The organism is Nocardia sp. NPDC060220, from assembly GCF_042727815.1.
Classification (GTDB): Bacteria; Actinomycetota; Actinomycetes; order Mycobacteriales; family Mycobacteriaceae; genus Nocardia.
The window spans coordinates 1-3,828 of record NZ_JBHWZY010000677.1; the positions used below are offsets into that span (position 1 = coordinate 1).

A 3,828-nucleotide genomic window follows, 5' to 3' on the forward strand; every position below is an offset into this window, starting at 1 on the left:
ACCCTTGCCCGGGGTGCGCACCGCGCTGGGAACCTGCTGCGAGTGCAGTCCGGGCACGTGGTAGTACTCCTGGAACGCGTCGGCGAACAACTTCCAGTTACTCTGGTTGTCGGCGTTGAATTCGTACCATTCGGTCATCTTGTCGAACGGGTAGCCATCCAGATCGGTGATCATCGGGCCAAGGAATTCTCGCAGTGTCTGGCGCGGTGTGGCGTCGAGGTTGACGAAGATGAAGCCGGCCCACACGTCGCAGCGCACGGTCTTGAGGCCGTAGAGCTGCTTGTCGAGGTCGAAGAACTCCTTCTCCTGCTGGACGAAGTTCACCTCACCCTCGAGGCTGTAGCGCCAGGCGTGGTACTTGCAGGTGAACTGGCGGCACGTGCCCGAGGTCTCCTCGTTGGGGAAGTCGTCCCAGACCAGCTTGTTGCCGCGGTGGCGGCAGATGTTGTGGAACGCCCGCACGACCTGATCGTTGCCCTTGGCGATGATGAGCGAGGTGCCGACCGAGGGCAGTTCCCTGGTGAAGTAGCTGCCGACCTTCGGAAGTCGTTCGACGCGACCGATATTGAGCCAGGTCTTCTTGAAGATGGCGTTGCGCTCGTCCTCGTAGAAGTCCGGATCGATGGAGTCGGTGTAGTCCACCGGCTCGGTGCCGAGCTCGGGGTAGTGCTCCGTCCAGCTACCCGCGGCCGGTTTGGTGAAGTGGGACAAGGGGTTACCTTTCCGTTTGTTCGACTTCGACGCCGAAGGTGTTGAAGGCCATGGCCAACATGCCGTAGCCGCCGACCGTGAAGACCAGATCCATGCACTGCCGCTCGTCGAGGTGCGCGCGGAGGGCGGCCCAGGTCGAATCGGACAGGTTCGCTGTGGTGTCGAGTTCGTCGGTCGCGGTGAAGATCACGTGATCGAACTCGTCGGTGGGTGGCCCGCCCTGCGCCGCCGCGATATCGGCGGCGCTCACGCCGGACTCGTGGGCCATCTCCACGTGATGGGCCCACTCGTAGGCGCAGCCGCGTCGATGGGCGACGCGCAGGATCGCCAGTTCGCGTACCCGCGCCGGCAGTGTCGACCGGAACAGCAGGTGCACACCGAGGCTCAGGTAGGCCTTCGTCAGCTCCGGATGGCGGACCAGGGTGGACAGTGCGTTTCCGGCATCCGCCGGGTTCTGCCGGTCCCGGGGCAGCAGACCGGACAGGGCGCGTTGAACCTGCTCGTCCCATTGGTCCGCCGGCAGCGGGGGTAGGCGCATCACTGCCTCCTCTCGATTCGGAGAATCACGTTCTCAGATTTGAACTGTAAGATTTCCACGGGTTGGGCGGATAGTCAACGGGTCATTGATTCTCGCTGAATGAGAAGCTAGTTTTCATTGAGAGAGAGCGACGTAACCTCAGGAAGGGAGATCCACCATGACCGCAGTGCCACTGCGTCCCGGTGATCAACTCGCCAGCACCGTCTGCGGTACGCGCGTGGTGGTGATCCGGGTACCGGCCAACCGCACGCCCGTGATCACCTGCGGCGCGAGCCCGATGATCCCTGCCGTCAACGCCCCCACGGTCGCCGCGAGTGGTGCGCCGAGCACGGTGATCGGCAAGCGGTATGTGGATGTGGCCGAGCACGTCGAGGTGCTGTGCATCGCGGCGGGCGCGGGCTCGTTGAGCTGCGACGGCGAGCCGATGACGGTGAAGGCGGCCAAAGCGCTGCCCGCCTCGGATTGATGGGGGAAGTACGCATGTCCGGTGGGATGAGTTTCGCGCTGAGCGAGGATCAGCAGCTGATCCGCGACTCGGTCGCCGAGCTGATGAAGAAGTTCGACGACAAGTACTGGATGGAGCGCGATCAGGCCCACGAGTTCCCGGCGGCGTTCTACGACACCATCGCCGCGGGCGGCTGGCTTGGCATCACGATTCCGCCGGAGTACGGCGGGCACGGATTGGGGATCACCGAGGCGTCGATCCTGCTCGAGGAGGTCGCCCGCTCCGGCGGTGGGATGAACGCGGCCACCGCGATTCACCTGTCGATCTTCGGCATGCATCCGGTGGTGGTGCACGGATCCGAGGAGCTCAAGCGCCGGACCCTGCCACGCATCGTCAGCGGTGATCTGCACGTGTGTTTCGGGGTCACCGAACCGGGTGCGGGTCTCGACACCACCCGGATCAGTACCTTCGCCCGACGCGAGGGCGACGACTACGTGGTCAACGGGCGCAAGGTGTGGATCTCCAAGGCCATGGAGTCGGAGAAGATCCTGCTGCTCACGCGCACCACCCGGTACGAAGACGTCGAGAAGAAGACCGACGGCATGACCCTGTTCCTCACCGATCTCGACCGCACCAAGGTCGACATCCGGCCGATCGCGAAAATGGGTCGCAACGCCGTCACCTCGAACGAACTGTTCATCGACGACCTTCGGATTCCGGTCGAGGACCGGGTCGGCGAAGAGGGCATGGGTTTCCGGTACCTGCTGGACGGGCTCAACCCCGAGCGGATGCTGATCGCCGCCGAAGCACTCGGCATCGGCCGGGTCGCCCTGGACCGGGCCGTGCGCTACGCCGGTGACCGCGAAGTCTTCGGCAGGCCGATCGGGATGAACCAGGCCATCCAGTTCCCGCTCGCCGACTCGCTGACCCATCTCGACGCCGCCGAGCTGGTCCTGCGCAAGGCCACCTGGCTCTACGACAACGGCCAACCGTGCGGTCGCGAGGCGAACACCGCCAAGTATCTGTGCGCGGAGGCAGGTTTCACCGCCGCCGATCGCGCGCTGCAAACCCACGGCGGGATGGGTTACGCCGAGGAGTACAACGTCGCCCGCTACTTCCGCGAGGCGCGCGTGATGAAAATCGCGCCGATCAGTCAGGAAATGATCCTGAACTACCTGGGATCGCACACGCTGGGAATGCCGAGGAGCTACTGAAATGACCGTCAACACAGCACTGTTCGATCTGACCGGACGATCGGCACTGGTCACGGGTGCGGCAGGCGGCATCGGTGCCGCTGTCGCGCGGGCCCTGGCCACCGCGGGCGCCGCGGTGCTGGTCACCGATGTCGACGGCGCCGCCGCGGCCGTGGTCGCGGAGAAGATCGTGGCCGAGGGCGGCACTGCCCGCAGCGCGGCGCTCGACGTGCGCGACCGCGCGTCCGCGGACGCGGCCGTCGCCGCGGCGGCCGAGCTGGCCGACGGGGTGCTGCACATTCTGGTGAACAACGCCGGTGTGACCGCTCCGGCCATGTTCGCCGAGACCAGCGAGGAATCGGTGTCGCTGTTGCTCGACATCCACCTGATGGGCACGTTCCGGTGCTCGCAGGCCGCGCTCGCCGCACTGGCGACCGACGGCACCGGCCGGATCATCAATGTCACCTCGTCGGCGGGCATCGTCGGCACGCTCGGCCAGGTGAACTACTCCGCGGCCAAGGCCGGCATCATCGGCGTCACGAAATCGCTGGCGCGCGAGCTGGCCCGCAAGCAGATCCTGGTGAACGCGCTCGCCCCGCTGGCGGCGACTCCGATGACCAGCACCCTGCGCACCAACGAGAAGTTCTCCGCGCAGATGCTGAACCGAATCCCGTTGCGCCGCTGGGCGGAACCGGATGAGGTGGCGGGCGCCTTCGTGTTCCTCGCCTCCGACGCGGCCTCCTTCGTCACCGGGCAGGTGCTGCCGGTCGACGGCGGCATGGTGATGTGATGGCCGCACACGCGGCGGCGGACCCCGCGCCGTTGGCCGGCGTCACGGTGGTGGCGCTGGAGCAGGCGGTGTCCGCGCCGATGTGCACGCGCACCACCGCACAGGTCGCGGGTGTCGCCGCCCTCACCACGACCGGTGTCGTCGGCGGCCT

General features: G+C 66.2%; 5 protein-coding genes and 1 pseudogene. 4 read left to right on the top strand and 2 right to left on the bottom strand.

Going from position 1 to position 3,828, the window contains the following annotated elements; genetic code table 11:
* Positions 1-711, bottom strand: a 711-nt coding sequence (locus ACFWF3_RS27530; protein WP_379316306.1) for an aromatic ring-hydroxylating dioxygenase subunit alpha, incomplete at its 3' end; no start/stop codon positions are given.
* Between the two features lie 4 nt (positions 712-715).
* Positions 716-1,249 (bottom strand): carboxymuconolactone decarboxylase family protein, encoded by a 534-nt coding sequence (locus tag ACFWF3_RS27535; RefSeq protein ID WP_379316308.1) that lies wholly within the window; start codon positions 1,247-1,249, stop codon positions 716-718.
* 157 nt (positions 1,250-1,406) lie between these two features.
* Here ACFWF3_RS27535 and ACFWF3_RS27540 point away from each other — a divergent pair, with 157 nt between their 5' ends.
* The 4 genes and pseudogenes from ACFWF3_RS27540 to ACFWF3_RS27555 all read left to right on the top strand — a co-directional run.
* Positions 1,407-1,715: a hypothetical protein gene (locus ACFWF3_RS27540; protein WP_378990252.1), complete on the top strand. Its 309-nt coding sequence runs from the start codon at positions 1,407-1,409 to the stop codon at positions 1,713-1,715.
* Positions 1,716-1,729: 14 nt separating this feature from the next.
* Positions 1,730-2,908: an acyl-CoA dehydrogenase family protein gene (locus ACFWF3_RS27545; protein WP_379316310.1), complete on the top strand. Its 1,179-nt coding sequence runs from the start codon at positions 1,730-1,732 to the stop codon at positions 2,906-2,908.
* Position 2,909: 1 nt separating this feature from the next.
* Positions 2,910-3,677: an SDR family NAD(P)-dependent oxidoreductase gene (locus ACFWF3_RS27550; RefSeq protein WP_379316312.1), complete on the top strand. Its 768-nt coding sequence runs from the start codon at positions 2,910-2,912 to the stop codon at positions 3,675-3,677.
* Positions 3,677-3,828: pseudogene (locus tag ACFWF3_RS27555) on the top strand (CoA transferase); the annotation flags it as partial. The gene ACFWF3_RS27550 and the pseudogene ACFWF3_RS27555, both read left to right, overlap by 1 nt.

Coding starts and splice junctions, on each gene's coding strand:
- ACFWF3_RS27535 (WP_379316308.1), bottom strand. CDS start 1,249: ATGCGCCTACCCCCGCTGCCGGCGGACCAATGGGACGAGCAGGTTCAA.
- ACFWF3_RS27540 (WP_378990252.1), top strand. CDS start 1,407: ATGACCGCAGTGCCACTGCGTCCCGGTGATCAACTCGCCAGCACCGTC.
- ACFWF3_RS27545 (WP_379316310.1), top strand. CDS start 1,730: ATGTCCGGTGGGATGAGTTTCGCGCTGAGCGAGGATCAGCAGCTGATC.
- ACFWF3_RS27550 (WP_379316312.1), top strand. CDS start 2,910: ATGACCGTCAACACAGCACTGTTCGATCTGACCGGACGATCGGCACTG.